The organism is Stenotrophomonas sp. STEN046, from assembly GCF_056759755.1.
Window position 1 is genome coordinate 1 of sequence record NZ_JBRRDR010000051.1, and the last position, 15121, is coordinate 15121.

Below are 15121 nucleotides of genomic sequence, written 5' to 3' on the forward strand. Positions count from 1 at the left end.
GGGGGGGGGGGGGCGCGGGGGCCCCCCCCCGCGCGGGCGGGGGGGGGGGGCCGCCCCCGGGTGTGTGGCGGGGGCGGGCCCCCCCCCCCCCCCCCCCCCCCCCCGCCAAGCAAGCAGTAACCCAGAGCCGCTTTGGCTTCTGCACTTGCACTTGCACTTGCCTGAAAAAAGCGGTGCAGCCGCAGGCTGCAAAACACCTTCAATCCCGCTCGTGCGCGCGCACCGCCTCCGCCTGTGTTTCCTCCTGCGCGGCCATCTCGCGTGCGATCCACGCATCGATCATGTGCCGTTGGCGCTGCGCCTGCCGCCGCTCGCGCGTGTACTCCTGGTCCAGCACCCGGTACAGCGACACCATCACCAGCACCATCAGCAGCGCGAACGGCAGGGCGGCAATGGTGATCATCCCCTGCAGCGCCTCCAGCCCGCCTGCCAGCAGCAACGCACCGGCGATCAAGGCAATGCCCACGCCCCAGGCCACCTTGTGCTTGCGCAGCGGCTCGCCCGCATCGTCGGTGGACATGCTGGCCAGCACCAGGACCGCCGAATCGGCCGAGGTCACGAAGAAGATCATCAGCAGCACCAGCGCGATGCACGACAACAGCAGCGGCAACGCCATGCTGTCGAACATGGTGAACAACACGGTTTCATAGCCGTTGCCCAGCGCCTGCACCAGATCGGCCTGGCCGAAGATCTGCATCCAGATCGCCGTGCCGCCGAACACCGAGAACCAGAAGAACCCCAGCAGTGTTGGCGCCAGCACCACGCCGATGACGAACTCGCGCACGCTGCGCCCGCGCGAGATACGGGCGATGAATGAACCGACGAAGGGGGCCCAGGAGATCCACCAGGCCCAGTAGAAGATCGTCCAGTCGGCTACCCAGGTGCTGGAGGAGAACGGCGACATGCGCAGGCTCATCGTCACCAGCTGGTTGAGATAGGAGCCAAGCGTGGTGGTGAAGGTATTGAAGATCGCCCCGGTCGGGCCCAGCACCAGCACCAGCGTCAACAGGACCACCGCCAGCGCGAGGTTGAAGTTGGACAGCCACTTCATGCCGCGGCCAACGCCGCTGAGGGTGGAGGCCATGTACAGCACGAAGGCGACTGCGATGATGCTCAGCTGCAGCGGAATGCCTGCCTGCAGGCCGAACACGCGCTGCACGCCGGCGGCAATCTGCACGGTGCCGAAGCCCAGCGCGGTGGCCACGCCGACCGCGGTGGCCACGACCGCGGAGATGTTGACCACACTGCCGATCCAGCCGCGGTGGTGGCGACCGATGATCGGCTGCAGCATGTCGCTGACCTGGCCGCGACCGTTGCGGTTGAACTGGAACCAGGCCATCGCCAGGCCGATCAGGGCGTAGATCGCCCACGGGTGCAGTCCCCAATGGAAGAACACGTAGCGCATCGACGCACGTGCCGCGTCCATGCTTTCCGGGGCGAGCCCTTCGGGCGGTTTGGCAAAGTGCGAGACAGGTTCGGCAGCCCCCCAGAACACCAGGCCGATGCCCATGCCCGCCGCGAACAGCATCGACATCCAGCTGGCACGCGAGAATTCGGGTTCGGCGTCTTCGCCGCCGATACGCAGGTTGCCGAAGCGGCCGAAGGCCAGGTACATGAGGAAGGTCAGCGCCAGGAACACGACCAGCAGGTACAGCCAACCGACACTGCGGATGACATCGGCCAGCGCCGATTGCACCACGCTGTTGAAGGGGCCGGGCGCGAGGCCGGCCAGCAGCACCAGAACGAGGACCAGTGCAATGGAAATGCGAAACACCATGAAGGAGCTTCTCCGATCAAGGGATTGAGGGGAGCGAGCAGCGCTTGCTGCGGGAGCCGGTGGCAGGCAACACGTACCGGGCAGGAGCCGCAAAGGCAGCGGGGGAATCATCGACCGTAGCGGCACGATGCGCGTGCACGTTACTGAACGCGACGTCACGGTTCTGTTAATGCCGATGGAGCAGCGCCACGCAATGCGTGGATGAACCGCCAGGAGATGCCGTGTTTTCTATGCTCTAATGCACGCCAAGAAGCGGGGGTACCGCGGCCTGGTGGCCACGGTTGAGATAGTCCCTTGGAACCTGATCCGGCTCATACCGGCGTAGGGAAGCTTTGCAATGCAGCCGAGCCCGGACCCCGCCCAGGGACTGTCCGCGCGCGGGAGCAGTGCGCCGCCGCTTCGTCCCTGACCTTCCTGGACGATGCCCGATGAACGCACAGCCCTCCGCCCTGCAGCAACAGGCCCAGCAGCTTTCCGAGTCCGTGACCCGGCCCATTCCCGGCTCGCGCAAGATCCATGTGCCCGGCTCGCGCCCGGACCTGCAGGTGCCGATGCGCCAGATCGCGCTGACCCGCACGCCGACCGTATTCGGTGGCGAAGAGAACGCGCCGGTCACGGTCTACGACACGTCCGGTCCGTACACCGATCCTGGCGTAGCCATCGATCTGTCGGTCGGCCTGCCGGCGCTGCGCCGCAGCTGGGTGGAGGAGCGCGGCGATACCGAACAGCTTGATGGGCTCAGCTCGTCGTTCGGCCGCGCGCGCGAACACGACGCGAAGCTGGACCCGGTCCGCTTCCCCGCGCGCACCCTGCCGCGTCGTGCGCGCACCGGCGCCAACGTCACCCAGATGCATTACGCACGTCGCGGCATCATCACCCCGGAAATGGAGTTCGTCGCCATCCGCGAGAACCAGCGGCTGGATGCGATCCGCGACGCGGCATTGCTGCTGCAGCATCCCGGTGAAGCATTTGGTGCCTCGATCCAGAAGATCATCACCCCGGAATTCGTGCGCGACGAGATCGCCCGCGGCCGCGCGGTGCTGCCCAACAACATCAACCACCCGGAAAGCGAGCCGATGATCATCGGTCGCAATTTCCTGACCAAGATCAACGCAAACATCGGCAACAGCGCGGTGTCCTCCGGCATCGCCGAGGAAGTGGAAAAGCTGGTGTGGGCGATCCGCTGGGGCGGCGACACGGTGATGGATCTTTCCACCGGCAAGCACATCCATGAAACCCGCGAATGGATCATCCGCAACTCACCGGTGGCGATCGGTACCGTGCCGATCTACCAGGCGCTGGAAAAGGTCGACGGGCGTGCCGAGGCGCTGACCTGGGAGATCTTCCGCGACACCCTGATCGAGCAGGCCGAACAGGGCGTGGACTACTTCACCATCCACGCCGGGGTGCTGCTGCGCTACGTGCCGCTCACTGCCAAGCGCGTGACCGGTATCGTCAGCCGCGGCGGCTCGATCATGGCCAAGTGGTGCCTGGCACACCACAAGGAGAATTTCCTCTACACGCATTTCGAAGACATCTGCGAAATCATGAAGGCCTACGACGTGACCTTCTCGCTGGGTGATGGCCTGCGCCCGGGCTGCATTGCCGATGCCAACGATGCTGCGCAGTTCGGTGAACTGGAAACGCTGGGCGAGCTGACGAAGATTGCCTGGAAGCATGATGTGCAGACCATGATCGAGGGCCCCGGCCACGTGCCGATGCAGCTGATCAAGGAAAACATGGACAAGCAGCTGCGCGAGTGTGGCGAAGCGCCGTTCTACACCCTGGGGCCGCTGACGACCGATATCGCGCCCGGCTACGACCACATCACCAGTGCGATCGGTGCGGCGATGATCGGCTGGTTCGGCACCGCCATGCTCTGCTATGTCACACCGAAGGAGCATCTGGGCCTGCCCAACCGCCAGGATGTGCGCGACGGCATCATGGCCTATCGCATCGCCGCGCATGCGGCCGATCTGGCCAAGGGCCATCCGGGTGCGCAGGTGCGTGACAACGCGTTGAGCAAGGCGCGTTTCGAATTCCGCTGGGAGGACCAGTTCCACCTGGGCCTGGACCCGGAGAAGGCCAAGGAATTCCACGACGAGACGCTGCCCAAGGACGCGCACAAGCTGGCCCACTTCTGTTCGATGTGCGGCCCGCACTTCTGCTCGATGAAGATCACCCAGGACGTGCGCGAGTACGCCGAAAAGGGCATGCAGGAGAAGTCCGAGCAGTTCCGCGCCGCCGGTGCCGAGGTGTACCAGCAGGGCTGAGCTGGAGAGGCCGCGCCGGGCCATGCCCGGCGAGCGCAGCGGTTGGGTAAAGGCGCCGGGCATGGCCCGGCGCTACCGGCTATCCTCGCCGCATCGCCCAGGGGAAAAGGACGCCATGCCCATCGCCATCACCACCCGTTGGCTGGCCATCGCCCGCCGCCATCCTTCCGCCTGGCTGCTGGGCGCACAGCTGCTGGCGGTGCTGTTGTATCCCGCGCTGGACGATACCGCTGCCGGGCGTGCCGCGCTGGGGGTATTCGGCATGGCCGTGCTCGGGCTGGCGTTGTGGGTCGTGCAGCGCAGTCCGCTGGGGATGTGGCTGGCCTTGTTGCTGGCCATTCCCGCGGTGGTGTTCTCCATCGCGGCGGCGCTGCTGGGCCGCCCCGCGCTGGGCATCACCGCACAACTGCTGGAAAGCCTGCTGTATTTCTATACCGCCGGCGCCTTGATTGCCTACATGCTGCAGGACCATAAGGTCACCCGCGATGAGCTGTTCGCTGCAGGTGCCACCTTCACCTTGTTGGCGTGGGCGTTCGCATTCGCGTTTTCGGTCTGCCAGCAGTGGTATCCGGGCAGTTTCCAAGGGTCCAGCAATGGCGCGCAGCGCACCTGGATGGAGCTGCTTTATCTGAGCTTCAGCTTATTGTCGGGTGTTGGTTTGAGTGACGTTGTGCCGCTGCATCCACAGGCACGCGCGCTGGTCATGCTGGAGCAGTTTTCCGGCGTCATGTACGTGGCATTGGTGGTTTCGCGCCTGGTCGGACTGACCATGTTGAGGCGCATCTGAAAATGAACGCCGGATAAAAATTTCGCGCCCGGAAGGGCGCGAATGGTGCAGCTTATTATGTGAATGCGTCGGCGAGAGAGAGCCTGATGTCGACCACGCGATAGGCGAGGTAACCCGCATAGGCTAATATCCGGAGGCTTCGTTTTTTTTGCGGTATGCGCCGATGCTGTGTGCGGAATCTGGCTTTTTGCGGTGCCAAGGACGGAAAAGGATCGATGAGCAGTGTCCGCGAACTGTTTCAACCCTGTAGCGACGAATGATCAGCAGCGAAATCCCGTCGCCTGAACCCGACCGTATCCGAGTTGGTGAGTGCATCGTTACTTTGTCCTCGCGTGAGGTCGAAGTCGCGGGGGCTCGCCGTACACGACGATTGACGCCCAAAGCACTGGGCGTATTGCGCGTGTTGCTGCGGCAGCCGGGCCGGGTGGTGACGCGCGATGAACTGTTTGCCGAAGTCTGGCCCGACACGCTGCCGACCAACGATGTGCTGACGCAGGCGGTCACGCAGCTGCGCAAGGCCTTCAGTGTCGAGGACGACAACGGCCAGGCCTACATCGAGACCATCGCCAAGACCGGTTACCGCCTGCTGGTGCCGGTGCAGGTGCTGCCCGATATAGAGGCCGAAGGCAGCGTCGAAGACGCCGATGATGCGCCGGCCGAGGTCACGCCCGCCGATGCTGCGGCCCTGCCGGTCAATGCGCCGCTGGTCGAGCGTGGCCGTCGTCGCTGGCGGCTGCTGCGTCGTCGCGTGCTGCTGGTGCTGGGCGTGGTGATGCTGCTGGCCCTGGTGGTATTGAGCGTGTTGCTGCTGCGCCGCCCGGCGCCGACGAGTTCTCCGGTTGATGCGGCTGTCGAGAACGGTACGCGGGTGATCGGAAGCCCCGAGCGGCCGTATCGATTGATTACCGCCACCTCTGGTTTTGAGACCTATCCCACACTTTCGCCCGATGGCTCGCAGGTTGCCTACGAAGGCGCCAACGATGATGGCAAGCAGGGCAGCGCGATCAAGGTGCAGACCTCGGGCAACGCACCTGCACGCCAGTTGCTTTCGCCGCCGCCGGGCGCCAATGATCGCTTCCCGACCTGGTCGCCGGATGGTCGTGAGATCGCGTTCGCCCGCTTCGGCACCGATGCCAGCTGCCAGGTGCTGGTCGCCAGCGCCACCGGCGGCGCGGTGCGGCAGGCAACGCGTTGCGACGGCACCGAGCTGCTCAGCTTCGACTGGACCCCCGATGGCCGCGGGCTGGTGTTTGGCAGCATGGTCGGGCGTTACGCCCACCGCGGTATCCGTGTGCTTGATCTGGCCAGTGGCCAATGGCGCGCGCTGGACTACGCGGTCGAAGAAGACGATTTCGATTACGCCCCGCGCTACTCGCCGGATGGGCGGTGGCTGGTGTTCGTGCGCAATCCGCAGCTGGGCGACCTGTGGCGGATGCCCGCCAATGGCGGTACACCCGAGCAGCTGACCACCGAGTCGGCCGAACTGCGCGGCTGGGCATGGCTGGGTGACGGCCGGCACATCGTGTTCGGTCGGCGCGTGGACAGCGAAGCGCGCTTGTACTACCTCGATGTCGAGCGCCGCACGCTGCGCGATGCAGGCCTGGACGACGCGCAGTGGCCAGCGGTCTCGCGTCGCGGCGACATGCTGGCCTTCGTCCATCGCCGCGCGCAGTTCGGCGTGTTCAGGATGCCGGCGCAGGGCGGTGCGGGTGAGCGTCTGTTCGCCTCCAGTGGTCGCGATGGGCAGCCGATGGTGGCCCCGGATGGGCGGCAGCTGGTGTTCAGTTCGGATCGCTCCGGCAGCTTCGCGCTGTGGTGGGCCGACATGCAGCGGCCCGAATCACTGCGGCCGATCGAAGGGCTGAAGCCGGAAGCACGGCAGGCGCCCGACTGGTCGGCCGACAGCCGGCGTCTGCTGGTGGTCGGGCGTGATGAGCATGGCCAGGCCGTGGTCTATGAGATCGCCCCGCGCGACGAGCAGCTGCAGCGCCTGCCGGTACCGGCCGAGCAGCCGCTGCAGGCCCTGTACGGGGCCGATGCGGATCAGCTGCTGGTGGTGGAACGTGATGCCGACCAGCACACCCGGCTGAGCCTGTTCGACCGCAGCACGCAGCCGTGGCGGCGCCTGGCCAGCCTGGAGGGCGTGTCACAGGCGCGGTTCGATCGCAGCAGCGGCCGGGTGCTGTTCACCCGTCTCGCGGCGGGCGGTCTGTGGTCGGTGGACCCGGCACTGACCGCTGCCAGCGTGCAGCAGGTCAGCGAGGATCGGCCGAGTCGCTGGCGCTACCGGACCTGGACCGTCGCCGGCAACGGCAGCATCGACTACCTCGGCAGCAGTGCGGCCTGTGGCACCACCCTGGTCCGCATCCAGGCCGGGCGCGAGGATCCGGAGCGCTGCCTGGACGCGCAGCGGCTCAGCGCGGGCAACGGGCTCAGCGCCAGCGCCGACGGCAATCACCTCTACCTGGCCCTGGCGATCAGTGATGGGGCGGACATCGGCGTGATGCGCCTGCCTGAGCAGCCACCAGCGCTGTTCCCCGCATTCTCCAGGTTGTTGATCTTCAACGAAAAAGGTCCTTCGTAACTTCTTCGTGACGATCTCGCCTCGAATTCGTGGCGATCTCGGCAGTCTTTCCTGACCGGCTGCCACCTGATTTGGCAAAACGGAGGCCTGTACTTGGCAAATCCGTGGTGCCCCCATGCGTCAACTCTCGCTGGCCGATCGTGGCCAAACCGTTTCCCTGGACAAGGCGATCGACGATGTCGCGCCGACCTGCATGGGCGTTGCCCGTCTTGGCAGCCTGCAGACGTCCGGCACCAGCTTCAACGTGTGGATGCAGGTGCGCGGCACCTCCTGGGTGGAAGCCAAGGAAGGGCGGTTCCGACTTCGCCAGGGGGAGTGGATCGCGTTCGAAAAGGAGTCGCGGCCGTTGGTCCAGGCCGGACGCAACGGTTTGTGCGTGGGCTTGAACCTGAACGTCGAAGCGCTGCGCGTGCTGACCGAGATGGCCGACTGTGGCCTGTACGCCGGTCGCGGCCTGATGACCCGCGCCGATGCGCGCGTTGCGCTGCGCCTGTGGCGCGATGCTCTGGCCAGCGGTCTACCGGCACAGGCGCTGCGTCCGCTGCTGCTGCATCTGGCCGGCCTGCAGCGCAGCCTTGCCGACAACGTACAGCGCTGCCCGGGCCGCTCGCGCAGCCGCAAGCGCCAGGTGTTCGGCCGCATGCAGCGTGCGCGGCTGTACCTGGAAGGCAACAGCCACCGCGTGGTGCGTATCGGTGAACTGGCCGAGCTGACCAACTTCTCCAGCTGGTACCTGTCCAAGACCTTCCAGAGCCTGTACGAGGAAAGCCCGCAATCGCTTTCCGCACGCCTGCGCCTGGAGCGTGCAGCCGATCTGCTGCGCGATACCGACATGATGGTGGGAGAAGTTGCCGCGGCCAGTGGTTTCGACAACTGCTGCAGCTTCGCGCGTGCCTTCCGCGCCCGCTACGGCCAGTCCGCTTCGCGTTTCCGCGAGAACGACGGGAAGCTTCCGCCACACTCCGCAAAGTCTCCGGTTGTGTCGCGCAAATACAGCGCTGCAACGCAATCGTAACGTGCTACGGCGTTTTAACACGCTACTAACACGTACCTTGGAGAGATTGATGAACGTTCGTATTCCCGCAGTGCGGCTCGGCTTGCTGCCGGCCGGCATTGCGCTTGCCTTGGCACCGTCCTTCGCTTCGGCGCAGGATGCAGCTGCCGGCGGCACGACCGACCTGGACCGCATCTCGGTCACCGGTTCGCGCATCCGCCAGGCGAGCATGGAAACCGCGCAGCCGGTGATCGCGCTGCAGCGCGCCGACATTGAAAAGCAGGGCTTCACCAGCGTTGCCGACATCGTGCAGAACCTGTCGGCCACCGGTTCGCCGGCGATCAGCCGCGCCGATGCACTGACCTCCGGCGAAGAAGTCGGCGGCCAGTACGTCGACCTGCGCAACCTCGGCCCGGAGCGCACCCTGGTGCTGCTGGACGGCAAGCGCATGGGCACCAGCACCGGCGGCTACACCGACCTGGCATCGATCCCGACCTCGGTCGTGGAGCGCATTGAAGTGCTGACCGACGGCGCATCGGCCATCTACGGCTCCGATGCCATTGCCGGCGTGGTCAACATCATCACCCGCAAGAACTTCGACGGCCTGGAAGCCAGCGTCTACGGTGGCCAGTACGGTCAGGGCGACGGCCAGAAGCAGGTCTACAACTTCGTCTACGGCCAGACCGGCGAGCGCGGTTCGATCACCTTCGGTGCCGAGTACAGCAAGGAAGACGAGGTCAAGGCAAAGGATCGTTCCTTCAGCCGCTACCCCAACGGTCGCTTCCACCCGTTCCCGACCGACGACGATGCCAATGGCTGGTCGCCGGCGTCGAACCAGGGCGTGCTGATCGATGACATGGGCACCCCGAAGGACGCCAACGACGATATCTGGTACACCCGTGCCAATACCGGTGCCGGCAACGGCATGGGCGACTTCCGTGAGTTCGGCACTGCCGACTACACCAATGCCAGCCAGGAAATGTGGCTGCAGAACAAGCTGACCCGTCGCTCGGTGTTTGCCAACGGCAACTACGACCTGACCGACAACATCCGCGCCACCGCGAACGTGCTGTACACCAAGCGCACCGCGACCTCGCAGATTGCCGGTTACCCGTACCAGTCCGAGGTCTACGGCACCCCGCTGTCGGCCGACAGCGTCTACAACCCGCTGGGCAAGGAAGCGAACTTCATCCGTCGCACCTCCGAGTTCCCGCGCCAGACCGAATCTGAGCAGGAAACCTTCCGCTTCTCGGCCGGCCTGGAAGGTTCGTTCGAGTTCGGTGACAAGTTCTGGGACTGGGACGTGGGCTACGTCTACAACCAGAACAAGGGCGTCAAGACCGGTACCGGCAACCTGTTCATCCCGAACGTGCAGAACGCCGTCGGCCCGTCCTTCATGGACGGCGACGTCGCCCGTTGCGGCACCCCGGGCAAGGTGATCGCCGGCTGCACCCCGTGGAACCCGCTGGCACCGTACGGCTCCACCGGCAATGGTTCGCTGGCTGACCCGGCCCTGCAGGCCTACCTGTTCCTGCCGAGCCACGACACCTACACCAACACCACCAAGGCATACAGCGCCAACATCTCCGGCTCGCTGTTCACGCTGCCGGCCGGTGACCTGGCCATTGCCGCCGGTTACGAGCATCGCCAGGAAAGCGGCGAGTACAACCCGGATGCACTGCTGCAGTCGGGCCTGAGCACCGACCTGGCCGGCGCACCGACCAAGGGCAGCTACAAGCTCGACGAGTTCTACGTCGAACTGAACGTGCCGGTGCTGGCTGACATGCCGTTCGCCAAGGAGCTGTCGCTCGACATGGCGGGCCGCTACTCGGACTACAACACCTTCGGTGACACCATCAACAGCAAGTTCGGCCTGAAGTGGAAGCCGATCGACGACCTGCTGGTGCGTGCGACCTATTCGACGGGCTTCCGCGCGCCGAACATCGCCAACATGTACGGCGGCACCTCGCAGACCTTCGACGCTTACACCGATCCGTGCGACAGCAGCTTCGGCTCGGCCTCGCGCAACCCGTCGGTTGCCGCCGCCTGCGGCGCACGTGGCGTTCCGGCCAACTTCCGCCAGATCACTTCGGGTGGCGCGCAGTCGACCGGCCCGGGCACCCAGTCCTACAGCGCTTTCGAATCCGGTTCCAACCCGGAACTGCAGCCGGAAACCTCCAAGACCTGGACCGCCGGCCTGGTCTACAGCCCGAACTTCGTGCAGGGCCTGGATGTCAGCCTGGACTGGTGGAAGATCCGCATCGACAACGTGATCGCCGCCGAGTCGGTGACCTCGATCCTCAACCAGTGCTATGTGCTGGGCGTGGCGTCGGCGTGTGACCGCTTCAGCCGCGGTACCGAAGGTCGCACCGTCAACCAGGTGGTCGATGTCACCCGCACCCTGATCAATGGTGGTTACCAGGAAACCGCAGGTTACGACCTGGGTATCAAGTACCGCCTGCCGGAGTTCTCCTTCGGCAAGATCGTGGTTGACTGGAAGACCACCTACGTCGATTACCTCGAGTACAAGCGCGACAACGAAGCCGAGACGCCGGTCGAGCAGCACACCAGCTGGGCAACCGGCGACTGGGGCGCAAACTTCCGCGTCCGTTCGAACCTGAACGTCGATTGGAGCCTGGGCAACCTGGGCGTCAACTGGGCCGTGCGTTACTACTCGAGCATGAAGGAGCCGTGCTCCTACGACACCGAGTGCAACCTGCCTGACTTCAACTCGGCGTACACCCTGGGCCAGCCGACCCGCAAGGTCGGTTCCAACACCTTCCACGACGTGCAGGTCCGCTACACCCTGCCGTGGCAGGCGACGGTCTCGGTCGGTGCCAACAACGTGTTCAACCACGAAGGCCCGGTCATGTACAGCCAGCCGAACTCGAGCTTCTCGTACTACGGTGGCTTCGACATCGGTCGTTACTACTACATGAAGTACACCCAGCGCTTCTGATCCATCGAAGCGTGACGGTAGAAAGAGGAGGGCGGGCCGCAAGGCCCGCCCTTCTTCGTTGCAGGCTGCCCCACCCGCCATGCGCTAGATCCACGCCATGCGTGGATGGTCGATCGACAAAAAAAAGGCAGGCCATCCGGCCTGCCTTTCATTGCTGCACAACTACCCGGAAATCAGGCCTCGCTTGGCACCAGGCCCATCAGGCTGTTGGCGTGCTCGCGCCACTGCGGCAGCTTGCCCAGCACACCGGCACGCTGCAGGTAGTCCTCATCGACCGGATCGCCGTTGACCAGCGCCAATGCCACATGCACCGCGCCGGTCACCCAGAAGCTGCGGGTATTGGCACGCTGTGGTTGCAGATGGAAGGCGACCGCTTCAATGATCGGCATCGGCAGGCCCCACAGGCCCAGCAGGTAGGCGCCAGCTTCGGCGTGGCCGGGACGGTCGTCGTCGGCGACGGTCGATTCGCTGCGCTCGTTGCGCACGCCCGGCAGCAGCAGGCCGATGTCGGCCAGCAGCGCAGCGGTAGCGCCCAGTTCCGCACTTGACTCAGGCAGCAGGCGCGCGGCCAGGCGCGAGGCCATCAATGCACGCTGCTGCAGCGAGTTGCGCTCGGCAGGCGACAGGGTCGGCGCGGAGAACACTTCGCTGGCCAGCACCAGGTCACGCAGCGTGGCCAGGCCCAGCCGCGTCACTGCGGTCCGCAGGTCGGCGATGGTGCGGCCCTGGCTGAAGAACGCCGAGTTGGAAAGCTGCAGCACCTTGGCCGCGATCGCCGGGTCTGCAGCGACCAGCTTGGCGACATCGGCGCTGTCGGCGTCGTCATCATGCTCCAGCGCCTGGGTCAGGCTCAGGTACAGATGCGGCGGCGAAGGCAGCTTCTCGATGCGACCGATGGCATCGCGCAGGCGCGGGCTGTCCAGCACTTCGCGCAGCTCTTCCAGGCTGGTCAGTGCCTCCAGCAGCACTTCCGGCGCCAACGGCAACGGCAGGAAGCGATGGGCGACCCCGATCAGGCGCGCCGGCGGTGGCCGGGTCCCGTGCTGGGCATCAACCAGTGCGATACGGATGGTTTCCGGGCGCAGGGTCCGGATCTGCCCCAGCAACGTCGTCGCGTTGAGGTCAGGCAGCTGTGGGCAGACAATCACGGCGTCCACGCCCTGGGTGGCCACCGCGGTCATCGCGGTGTGGCCATCGGTGGCGGTCAACGGCTGCCAGTCTTCCCCAAGATCGGCAATGAATTCGGTCAGCTCAGCCGGCAGGCTGGCTGTATCCCCAACAAGCAGAATACGCACGACACATTCCCCTGGATGTCTCGACGGTTGATGTCGATGACGTGTGAAGTGACGCAATTTACCTAATACGGCGGCAAAGGTGATGTGCCGCGGTCATGAAACGTGACCCGCATCGCTCCGACGGCGTGCGCCGGAGCAATGCTGTTCAGGCTCAGGCCTTGCTGTCGAGGTGGCGCTGGTGCGCCTCGATCAGGATCTGCTTGGCCTCGGCGGCGCCGCCCCAACCGTCAAGCTTGACCCACTTGCCCTTCTCCAGGTCCTTGTAGTGCTCGAAGAAGTGGCCGATGCGCTCCAGCCAGTGGCTGGACACCTGCTCGATGTCTTCCACGTGGGCGTAGCCGCCGAACACCTTGGTGACCGGCACGGCCAGGATCTTCTCGTCGCTGCCTGCCTCATCGCTCATCTTCAGCACGCCCACCGGACGGCAGCGGACCACCGAGCCCGGCACCAGCGGCAGCGGCAGCACCACCAGCACGTCGGCCGGGTCGCCGTCGCCGCACAGGGTGCTCGGCACGTAGCCGTAGTTGCACGGGTAGCGCATCGGGGTCGACAGGATGCGGTCGACGAAGATCGCGCCGGTTTCCTTGTCCACTTCGTACTTCACCGGCTCGGAATCCTTCGGGATCTCGATGATGACGTTGATTTCTTCCGGCGGATTCTTGCCGGGCGAGACGAGTTCCAGGCCCATGGTGTGCTCCAGGTGGGGGATGTAGACGGATAGCTCACCATTTTATGCCTTTGCCGGGCGCTGTGCAGGGTGGGGTGGGCCGACGGGCTGAAGTGGCCTTTCCCGATGGGCCGGGGCGATTGCCCGGCGCAGGCTGAAGGTCCATCCCGAGGAGTCCTGCCATGTCCTGGAAAGCCTGGTGCTGCGGCACCGCCCTGCTGCTTGCATCCCTGCCGGTGTTGGCGCGGGGGCCACATGTCGACCTGATCGACTTCCCATCCAATGAAGCCAGCTGGGACCGCTTCTTCGACCTGGAAGGCGCCCTGATGAAAGGCTTCGACCATCTCTGCGCCGATACCTGGTGCGAGGGCGACTACAGCAATTACCAGGTCCTGCAGGTTCGCTGTGCCGTGCTGGTCCCGCGCGGGACGGTACAGCGGTGCAGCTGGGTGGTGGTCGCCAGTGAACTGGGCATCGACCCGCGTACCGGCCAGGTGCGGGTCGACAACGGGCGCTGGGTCTGCCACGCCGGGGTGCGCCCAGGCGTGCCGGTCGATGCCTTCTTCACTGCATTGCAGGCACCGGACGGCCTGTTCGAACCCTTGCCGGGTACCGGGACCAGCCTGTTCGACGCGCTGCCCGGATGCCTGCGCGGCCCGGGCCAGCAGGGGAGGGCGGCCTGATGCGCGCGCCATGCATTGCCTTGGCCTGTGGATTGCTGCTGGTCGCCGGTAGGGTGCACGCCGGTCCGGCCTATGTGGACGCACGACTGTTCCCGACCCAGGCCGAAGGCTGGCAGCGCTTCGTGGCCATCGAAACGGCCCTGGTGCGCGGGTTCGACGATGTCTGCGGGGACACCTTCTGCGAGGGCGAGTACTACAACCTTCGTGCGATGCGCCTGCGCTGTTCGGTCAACCAGGACAGCGGCCTGCTGGGCAGCTGCGTCTGGACGTTCGCCGGCAGCAACACCTCGGTGCGGCGCGATGGGCAGATCGAGGCCGATGTGCGCAGCTACGCCTGTCCGCTGCCGCTGGCCGCCGATACGCCCCTGGAGGCGTTTCTGCACACGCTGGAGTCGGCACCTGCCGGCGAGGTGATCCACACGCCCCTGCCGGGCACATCGTCCTCGGTTTACGACGGGCTGACCGACTGCCTCTGACGTTCTGATGCGAATGCAAACGTGATTTATTCGCATTAACGGAGTAGCATGCGCGCCGCCCTGTCTGTCCCCTGGCCTCGCGCATGCCCTCCAACGCCGTCACCCTCACCGAACTGCTGATCCGCGAACGGCCGGCGCTGCTGCGGCGCGTGCAGCGCATCCTCGGCGGCGACAGTGGCGCCGAAGACGTGATCCAGGCCGTGTGGTTCAAGGCCCGTGGCGTCGACAACGGCCAGAGCATCGACAACCCGCGCGCCTACCTCTATCGGCTGGCGATCAACCTGGCCACCGATCATGGTCGTGAGTCGACCCGTCGCAATCGTCTGCTGGCCGAGCACTACCTGTGGCAGGAAGATGAGGAAATTTCCACCGAAGAGCAGGTGATGGCGCAGAACGAACTGCAGCGCGTACTCGATGCGGCCAGCCACCTGCCCGAGCCCACCCGCACCATCTTCCATCTCAATCGCCTGCAGGGCTTGACCCAGGCCGAGATCGCCCGCCGTCTGGGGGTATCGGTGACCACGGTGGAAAACCATGTGCGCACCGCGCTGCAACGACTGGCGTGGGCGCGCAGCGGGCGATGAGCGATCCGGCTTGGGATTGCCCACCCGCCATGCGTCTTGATT

11 protein-coding genes and 1 riboswitch are annotated in these 15121 nt (G+C 65.5%); of the genes, 8 read left to right on the top strand and 3 right to left on the bottom strand.

Annotated elements, in window-relative coordinates; translation table 11 throughout:
• Positions 1–199: 199 nt before the first annotated feature.
• Entirely contained in the window at positions 200–1777 is a 1578-nt protein-coding gene (locus ACVOLJ_RS18170) for a BCCT family transporter (RefSeq protein WP_481564764.1), read from the bottom strand.
• Between the two features lie 244 nt (positions 1778–2021).
• Positions 2022–2123: riboswitch (TPP riboswitch) on the top strand.
• Between the two features lie 82 nt (positions 2124–2205).
• Here ACVOLJ_RS18170 and thiC point away from each other — a divergent pair.
• The 5 genes from thiC (at position 2206) to ACVOLJ_RS18195 (ending at position 11374) form a co-directional block, all read left to right on the top strand.
• Positions 2206–4050: a phosphomethylpyrimidine synthase ThiC gene (gene thiC, locus ACVOLJ_RS18175; RefSeq protein WP_481564765.1), complete on the top strand. Its 1845-nt coding sequence runs from the start codon at positions 2206–2208 to the stop codon at positions 4048–4050.
• Positions 4051–4165: 115 nt separating this feature from the next.
• Positions 4166–4837, top strand: coding sequence for an ion channel (locus ACVOLJ_RS18180; RefSeq protein WP_475278203.1), 672 nt, complete (start codon positions 4166–4168; stop codon positions 4835–4837).
• Positions 4838–5093: 256 nt separating this feature from the next.
• On the top strand, positions 5094–7421 hold the full coding sequence (locus ACVOLJ_RS18185) for a winged helix-turn-helix domain-containing protein (RefSeq protein ID WP_475278202.1): 2328 nt from the start codon (positions 5094–5096) through the stop codon (positions 7419–7421).
• Between the two features lie 115 nt (positions 7422–7536).
• Entirely contained in the window at positions 7537–8436 is a 900-nt protein-coding gene (locus ACVOLJ_RS18190; RefSeq protein WP_475278201.1) for a helix-turn-helix transcriptional regulator, read from the top strand.
• Positions 8437–8485: 49 nt separating this feature from the next.
• Entirely contained in the window at positions 8486–11374 is a 2889-nt protein-coding gene (locus tag ACVOLJ_RS18195) for a TonB-dependent receptor domain-containing protein (protein WP_481564766.1), read from the top strand.
• Positions 11375–11547: 173 nt separating this feature from the next.
• On the opposite strand, the gene ACVOLJ_RS18200 is transcribed toward ACVOLJ_RS18195, so the two are convergent.
• Positions 11548–12669 carry an HDOD domain-containing protein gene (locus tag ACVOLJ_RS18200; protein ID WP_475278199.1) on the bottom strand — a complete coding sequence of 374 codons (1122 nt, stop codon included), beginning with the start codon at positions 12667–12669 and terminating at the stop codon, positions 11548–11550.
• Positions 12670–12820: 151 nt separating this feature from the next.
• Entirely contained in the window at positions 12821–13357 is a 537-nt protein-coding gene (gene ppa / locus ACVOLJ_RS18205; protein WP_025874161.1) for an inorganic diphosphatase, read from the bottom strand.
• A 161-nt stretch (positions 13358–13518) separates the two neighbouring features.
• Here ppa and ACVOLJ_RS18210 point away from each other — a divergent pair, with 161 nt between their 5' ends.
• The 3 genes from ACVOLJ_RS18210 (at position 13519) to ACVOLJ_RS18220 (ending at position 15079) form a co-directional block, all read left to right on the top strand.
• Positions 13519–14019, top strand: a complete 501-nt coding sequence (locus ACVOLJ_RS18210; protein WP_475278198.1) for a hypothetical protein — start codon at positions 13519–13521, stop codon at positions 14017–14019.
• A complete protein-coding gene (locus ACVOLJ_RS18215; RefSeq protein ID WP_475278197.1) occupies positions 14019–14495 on the top strand; it encodes a hypothetical protein in 477 nt (158 codons plus the stop codon). The genes ACVOLJ_RS18210 and ACVOLJ_RS18215 overlap by 1 nt, the downstream gene beginning before the upstream one ends.
• A gap of 83 nt (positions 14496–14578) precedes the next feature.
• On the top strand, positions 14579–15079 hold the full coding sequence (locus tag ACVOLJ_RS18220; RefSeq protein ID WP_481564767.1) for an RNA polymerase sigma factor: 501 nt from the start codon (positions 14579–14581) through the stop codon (positions 15077–15079).
• Positions 15080–15121 lie beyond the last annotated feature (42 nt).

What these genes read in the sequence shown, in the direction of transcription:
- ACVOLJ_RS18170 (WP_481564764.1), bottom strand. Translation starts at nt 1,777, where the DNA reads ATGGTGTTTCGCATTTCCATTGCACTGGTCCTCGTTCTGGTGCTGCTG.
- thiC (WP_481564765.1), top strand. Translation starts at nt 2,206, where the DNA reads ATGAACGCACAGCCCTCCGCCCTGCAGCAACAGGCCCAGCAGCTTTCC.
- ACVOLJ_RS18180 (WP_475278203.1), top strand. Translation starts at nt 4,166, where the DNA reads ATGCCCATCGCCATCACCACCCGTTGGCTGGCCATCGCCCGCCGCCAT.
- ACVOLJ_RS18185 (WP_475278202.1), top strand. Translation starts at nt 5,094, where the DNA reads ATGATCAGCAGCGAAATCCCGTCGCCTGAACCCGACCGTATCCGAGTT.
- ACVOLJ_RS18190 (WP_475278201.1), top strand. Translation starts at nt 7,537, where the DNA reads ATGCGTCAACTCTCGCTGGCCGATCGTGGCCAAACCGTTTCCCTGGAC.
- ACVOLJ_RS18195 (WP_481564766.1), top strand. Translation starts at nt 8,486, where the DNA reads ATGAACGTTCGTATTCCCGCAGTGCGGCTCGGCTTGCTGCCGGCCGGC.
- ppa (WP_025874161.1), bottom strand. Translation starts at nt 13,357, where the DNA reads ATGGGCCTGGAACTCGTCTCGCCCGGCAAGAATCCGCCGGAAGAAATC.
- ACVOLJ_RS18210 (WP_475278198.1), top strand. Translation starts at nt 13,519, where the DNA reads ATGTCCTGGAAAGCCTGGTGCTGCGGCACCGCCCTGCTGCTTGCATCC.
- ACVOLJ_RS18215 (WP_475278197.1), top strand. Translation starts at nt 14,019, where the DNA reads ATGCGCGCGCCATGCATTGCCTTGGCCTGTGGATTGCTGCTGGTCGCC.
- ACVOLJ_RS18220 (WP_481564767.1), top strand. Translation starts at nt 14,579, where the DNA reads ATGCCCTCCAACGCCGTCACCCTCACCGAACTGCTGATCCGCGAACGG.